At 68.2% G+C, this 6,435-nt stretch carries 5 protein-coding genes and 1 pseudogene; 5 read left to right on the top strand and 1 reads right to left on the bottom strand.

Annotation, left to right across the window (positions count from 1 at the left end):
* Positions 1–658 (bottom strand): annotated as a pseudogene (locus tag AB0C29_RS27920) (hypothetical protein); the annotation flags it as partial.
* Between the two features lie 124 nt (positions 659–782).
* Here AB0C29_RS27920 and pruA point away from each other — a divergent pair.
* From pruA to ftsX, 5 genes are all read left to right on the top strand, one after another.
* Complete coding sequence (pruA, locus tag AB0C29_RS27915; protein ID WP_360825970.1) at positions 783–2,411, top strand: L-glutamate gamma-semialdehyde dehydrogenase; 1,629 nt, start codon at positions 783–785, stop codon at positions 2,409–2,411.
* Between the two features lie 277 nt (positions 2,412–2,688).
* A complete protein-coding gene (locus AB0C29_RS27910; RefSeq protein ID WP_125809187.1) occupies positions 2,689–3,204 on the top strand; it encodes a PadR family transcriptional regulator in 516 nt (171 codons plus the stop codon).
* Positions 3,205–3,270: 66 nt separating this feature from the next.
* The gene (prfB, locus tag AB0C29_RS27905) at positions 3,271–4,383 is read left to right on the top strand and encodes a peptide chain release factor 2 (RefSeq protein ID WP_360825967.1); all 1,113 of its coding nucleotides are present in this window, start codon (positions 3,271–3,273) and stop codon (positions 4,381–4,383) included.
* A gap of 164 nt (positions 4,384–4,547) precedes the next feature.
* Positions 4,548–5,228 (top strand): cell division ATP-binding protein FtsE, encoded by a 681-nt coding sequence (gene ftsE, locus AB0C29_RS27900; protein ID WP_023358989.1) that lies wholly within the window; start codon positions 4,548–4,550, stop codon positions 5,226–5,228.
* Between the two features lie 61 nt (positions 5,229–5,289).
* Positions 5,290–6,165, top strand: coding sequence for a permease-like cell division protein FtsX (gene ftsX / locus AB0C29_RS27895; protein WP_360555382.1), 876 nt, complete (start codon positions 5,290–5,292; stop codon positions 6,163–6,165).
* Positions 6,166–6,435: the final 270 nt, after the last annotated feature.

Here is a 6,435-nt window from a genome sequence, read left to right as displayed (position 1 = left end):
CCCGGCGCAGCACGCGGTACGCCACCAGGGCCCCCGCCACGCCGCTGAGCACCGCCTGGACCAGGCCGAACCAGCCCGCGGCATTGGTGCGTGAGGCAGCCGAGTCGCCCGAGCCGAGCACCGGCAGCAGCATGTCCTGCAAAACGTTGAGCACGAAGCCCACGACGAAGACGGTGATCGCGCCCCAGCAGACCGCCGCGGTCACCCGCCGGTAGCGGAACCCGGCCAGGGCTCCGCCGATCGTCGCCGCGGCCGCGACCGTGCCGCCGACGACCGCGTACAGCCAGCCCTCGGTGTTGATCGTGATGATCGAGAGCGCGCCCAGCAGGCCGACCGCCAGGCCGGTGCCGGTCGCGATGATGAAGCGGACCGTGACGCCCGGGGTGCGGCCGCCGCGGGTCAGGAAGGCGAGGACGGCCAGGGCGACGGCCGCGCCGGTGACCAGGCTCGCGGAGATCGCGCCGGGCATCGCGTACGCCGTGGAGGTGACCTCCATCTCGGCGCTCGCGCGACCGGTGATCGTGGCCCGGGCCGACCAGAGCATCCCGGCCATCCAGACCAGGCCGACGGCGGCCAGCAGCAGCCCTCGCGAGGGCGCCTCCTCCGTGCCGTTCTGAGCGCCCTGGGCCGCGTTGACCTCGCTGTCCGCCTCACTCATGGCCCTCAGGGTACGCGGGCCCCCAGCGCCCCGTGAGGGCACCGGAACGCCGTTGTCCGCGTGCGAGGATGGACCGCGACACACAATGTCGTGACCAGGAACCCACAAGGTTGAGGAGTACGTGATGGACGCCCTGCTTGCCGTGCCGGAGCCGCGGAACGAGCCGGTCCGCAGCTATGCCCCGGGGAGCCCCGAGCGGGCCTCGTTGCAGTCGCGGCTGGACGCGATGGCCGGCGAGCGCCTCGATCTCACGATGACGATCGACGGCAACCGCAAGCTCGGCGGCGGCGCTTCGATCGAGGTCGTCCAGCCGCACAAGCGGCACCACGTCCTCGGCGTCGCCGGCAATGCCACGCACGAGGACGCCGCCGCTGCCGTTGCCGCGGCCAAGCGGGCCGCGAAAGGCTGGCGGGCCCTGCCGTTCAGCGAGCGGGCCGCGGTCTTCCTGCGCGCCGCCGAGCTGCTGGCCGGCGGCTGGCGCGACACCCTGAACGCGGCGACGATCCTGGGCCAGTCGAAGTCGGTGTACCAGGCGGAGATCGACGCGGCCTGCGAGCTGATCGACTTCCTGCGCTTCAACGTCGCTTTCGGCGAGCAGATCCTCGGCGAGCAGCCGCAGTCCTCGCCCGGGGTCTGGAACCGCTTCGACCACCGCCCGCTCGAGGGCTTCGTCTATGCGATCACCCCGTTCAACTTCACCGCGATCGCCGGCAACCTGCCCTCGGCCCCCGCGCTGATGGGCAACACGGTGGTCTGGAAGCCGTCGCCGACCCAGCAGCTCTCGGCGCACTTCACCATGCGGTTGTTCGAGGCGGCCGGTCTGCCGCCCGGCGTGATCAACATGGTGACCGGCGACGGCCTGGCCGTCTCCGACGTGGTGCTGGCCGATCCCGACCTGGCCGGCATCCACTTCACCGGTTCGACGGCCACCTTCCGGCACCTGTGGCGCGAGGTGGGGTCGAACATCGACCGTTACCGGTCCTACCCGCGGCTGGTGGGGGAGACCGGTGGCAAGGACTTCGTCTTCGCGCACGCCAGCGCCGACGCGGACATGCTGCACACGGCGCTGCTCCGCGGCGCCTACGAATACCAGGGCCAGAAGTGCTCGGCCGCGTCCCGCGCCTACGTGCCGCGCTCCATCTGGGAGGGCGGCCTGCGTGATCGGCTCGCGGCCTCGGTCTCCTCGATCCGGTACGGCGATGTCACCGACCTGTCCACCTTCGGCGGCGCCGTGATCGACGGCCGGGCGTTCGCCAAGCACGCCGCGGCGCTCGACCGGATCAAGAACAGCGCCTCCTGCACGGTGCTGGCGGGCGGCACGGCTGACGACAGCGAGGGCTGGTTCGTGGCACCGACCCTCGTGGAGTCCACCGACCCGGCGCACGAGGTCTTCACGACCGAGTACTTCGGGCCGATCCTCGGCGTGCACGTCTACGAGGACGACTCCTTCGCCGACACGGTGGCCCGGGCCGAGTCCGTCTCGCCGTACGCGTTGACCGGCTCCATCTTCGCCACCGACCGCTCGGTCGTGGACTGGGCCGCCACCGCCCTGCGCGACGCGGCGGGCAACTTCTACATCAATGACAAGCCGACCGGTGCGGTGGTGGGGCAGCAGCCCTTCGGCGGCGCCCGCGGCAGTGGCACCAACGACAAGGCCGGCTCGGTGCTGAACCTGCACCGGTGGGTCTCGCCGCGGACGATCAAGGAGACCTTCGAGGCTCCGACGTCCTGGCAGTACCCCCATATGGGCTGATCGTCCGGGTTTGCGGGCCGTTGCGTGTTCTTCACGTGGCGGCCCGCCGTCTTCGCGGGAGCGCCGACCTGGTTTGCCGGGGTTGGCGACCTAGAGCGCCGTCTGACCGTTTTCGTGAACCATTTTACCTCGCGAGAGTCGTCCTCAACGGCAAAACGCCCGGTCCCGACCCTCGTGGTCGGACTGTCTGTGCGGGACAGTCGCTTGTGGAGACGCAAATTGGACGGATCGGGCGAAATCCTGGACGCCGGGACGACAAAGTGGCAGCTTAGAAGGCATGCCCGACTCTCAAATCAATCCCACGGCTGCCGCCCTTCTGGGCCTGCTCCACGAGGGCCCGATGACCGGTGGACAGCTCATGGCGGCTGCCGAACGCCGCCTCGGGCCGTACTGGTCGATGACGCGGAGCCAGGTCTACCGCGAATTGCCCGTGCTGGCCGAGATGGGCTTCGTCCGCCTCGGCAAGCCCGGGCCGCGGTCCAGCCAGCCCTACGCCATCACCGCCAGCGGCAAGCGCGCGTTCAGCCGCTGGCTCGCCGAGTCGCCCGGTCGCGACGCGATCCGTAACCCGGTCGCGTTGCGGGTCGCCTTCGGCCAGCAGCACTCCGGCAACCAGCTCAAGACGCTCTACACCGGGGCCAACGAGTACCACTCGGAGGCTCTGGCGATGGCTCGCGAGCAGGCCAAGGAGGCCAAGAAGGCCGGTGACGCGTACGGCGCGGCCGCCCTGGAGTTCGCGGTCGCGTACCACAAGGCGGCCCTGAGCTGGCTGAAAGTGGCCCCGGCGGAGTAGCCCCGATATCAGGAAACAACGGCCGCCCGGCCGGTTGACCGGCCGGGCGGCGTATTCTCGACAGTCGTGAGTGCAGCCGACTTTCCCGAACAGCTCAAAGCCCTCGACGCCACCCTGCGCAACATCGAGAACGTCCTCGACGTGGACAAGTTGCGCCGAGACAAGGCGGAGCTCGAGGAGCAGGCCTCCGCCCCCGACCTGTGGGACGACCAGGCGCGGGCCCAGGAGGTCAACTCCCGGCTGTCGTACCTCAGTGGCGAGATCTCCCGGCTGGAGCGGCTCCGCCTGCGCATCGACGACGCCGAGCTGCTGCTCGAGATGGCCCGCGAGGCCGACGACGAGGACTCCGTCGCCGAGGTCGGCCAGGAGCTCATCTCCCTGAGCAAGGCCGTCGAGGAGATGGAGGTCCGCACCCTGCTCTCCGGCGAGTACGACTCCCGCGAGGCCGTCGTGGCCATCCGCGCGGGTGCCGGCGGCGTGGACGCCGCCGACTTCGCCGAGATGCTGATGCGGATGTATCTGCGCTGGGCCGAGCGGCACGGTTACCCGACGGAGGTCTACGAGACCTCGTACGCCGAAGAGGCCGGCCTCAAGTCCGCCACCTTCGCCGTCAAGGTGCCGTACGCCTACGGCACGCTCAGCGTCGAGTCCGGCACCCACCGGTTGGTGCGGATCAGCCCGTTCGACAACCAGGGCCGGCGGCAGACCAGCTTCGCCGGTGTGGAAGTCATGCCGGTGGTCGCACAGACCGACCATATCGACATTCCGGACAACGAACTGCGGACGGACGTCTACCGTTCGTCCGGTCCTGGTGGACAGAGCGTTAACACCACCGACTCGGCGGTGCGCCTCACGCACATTCCGACGGGCATCGTGGTGACGTGTCAGAACGAGAAATCTCAGCTGCAGAACAAGGCCTCCGCGATGCGGGTGCTCCAGGCGCGCCTGCTCGAACGCAAGCGTCAGGAGGAGGAGGCGAAGATGGCCGGCCTCAAGCAGGACACCACCGGATCGTGGGGCGACCAGATGCGCAGCTACGTCCTGCACCCGTACCAGATGGTCAAGGATCTGCGCACTGAGCAGGAGACGGGCAACCCGAACTCGGTCTTCGACGGCGACCTCGACGAGTTCATCCAGGCCGGCATCCGGTGGCGCAAGCAGACCCAGATCAAGGCCTGAGCGGGCGCCGACACGCCGCCTGAACGAACGGTCAGGCGGCGTTCTCCGCCTCGGTGGTCCGGGGTGTCCGCACGGGGGAGGGGTGCCTCGCCGGCGCTGAATGTGCCAAAATCCTGCCCCCGCCGGACTTGGAGTTTTCGTTACACCGCGTAGACTCTCGACCCGTGATTCAGCTCGAGAACGTGACGAAGACGTATCCGAAGGCGTCTCGGCCGTCGTTGGACGATGTCAGCGTCGGTATCGAGAAGGGTGAGTTCGTCTTCTTCATCGGCCCCTCCGGTTCCGGCAAGTCGACGATCATCAAGCTTTTGCTGCACGAGGTGGCCCCCTCGCGCGGCAAGGTCGTGGTGAACGCGAAGGATGTCACCACCATGCGGTCGTGGAAGATCCCGCACTTCCGGCGCTCCATCGGATGTGTGTTCCAGGACTTCCGCCTGCTGCCCAACCGCACCGCGTACGAGAACGTGGCGTTCGCCCTCGAGGTGATCGGCAAGACCAAGGCCGTCGCCCGCCGGGTGGTGCCCGAGGTTCTCGAGCTCGTCGGTCTGGGCGGCAAGGAGCACCGCTACCCCCACGAGCTGTCGGGCGGTGAGCAGCAGCGTGTCGCCGTGGCCCGGGCGTTCGTCAACCGGCCGCTCATCCTGCTGGCCGACGAGCCCACGGGCAACCTCGACCCCGACACCTCCATCGAGATCATGCGACTGCTGGACCGGATCAACCGGACCGGCACGACGGTCGTGATGGTCACCCACGACTCCAACATCGTCAACCAGATGCGCCGCCGGGTCATCGAGATCGAGAGCGGACGGATCGTCCGCGACCAGGCCCGAGGCGTGTACGGCTGACAGCCGGGCCCCGCCCACCCTGCATCTGAAGTAAGCCGCGGAGTCCCGGAAGGAACCCCCGATGCGTTTCAAGTACGTCCTCAACGAGGTGCTGGTCGGCCTGTGGCGCAACGTCACGATGACCATCGCCATGATCATCACGATGTCGGTCTCACTGACGATGCTGGGCGCCAGCGTGCTCATGTACATGCAGGTCGACCAGATGAAGAACTACTACTACGGTGAGATCGAGGTTTCGATCTTCCTGCGTGAGGACGTCACCGCCGCGCAGCGCGCCTCGATCGAGCAGCTGCTCAGCACCAACCCGCTCGTCGCCGAGAAGACGTACGAGTCGCGGGAGCAGGCTTTCGAGAAGTTCAAGGTGCTCTGGCGGGACTCGCCTGACTTCGTCAAGTCGGTCACCCCGGACAGCCTGCCGGAGTCCTGGCGGGTCAAGCTCAAGAACCCGGAGCAGTACGCCGAGTTCAACTCGCAGATCGAGGGCACTCCCGGCATCCAGGACATCGTCGACCAGCGCGAGCTGCTCGACAAGGTGTTCAAGATCTTCAACGCGATCCAGGTGATGGCCCTGGTGGTCGCCGGCTTCATGGCCATGGCGGCGCTGTTGCTGGTCGGCAACACGATCCAGGTGGCGGCGTACAGCAAGCGCCGTGAGGTCGCGGTCATGAAGCTGGTCGGCGCCTCGAACTGGTTCATCCAGGCCCCGTTCGTGCTCGAAGCGGTGGTGGCCGGCCTGATCGGCGCGATCCTGGGCTTCGTGTTCATCTTCGTCGGCAAGGTGGTCCTGCTGGACGGCCGATTGCAGGCGCTGACGAACGTGCTGACCCCGATCCCCGACGGGAATGTGTGGCTGATGTTGCCGCTGCTGGCCGGCGTGGGCGCCGGCGTCAGCGCGATCACCGCCTGGATCACTCTGCGGTTCTACCTGAAGGTCTGACCCGTTCCGTCCCGATCGCCGCGCATCCCCAGGGGATGCGCGGCGATTGCGTTATTTGAGCGATTAGCGGCGCAACCAGCAAATTGTCACCAATAGTCAGAGTACGGTGACTCTTCGTGGACTCCAGTCACTCGCGACACAACCGGTTCACCGTCCTGCTCGCCGCCGGCCTGAGCGTGCTCTGCGCGGCCGCGGTGGCGCTGGCCGCACCTGGTGCCGCCGCCGCTGAGCCGGGTGACGACGCCAAGCGCGCGAGCCGGGCGGTCGACC

This window comes from Actinoplanes sp. NPDC048791 (genome assembly GCF_040650095.1).
Classification (GTDB): Bacteria; Actinomycetota; Actinomycetes; order Mycobacteriales; family Micromonosporaceae; genus Actinoplanes.
This window is presented reverse-complemented; position numbering and strand designations above follow the sequence as displayed.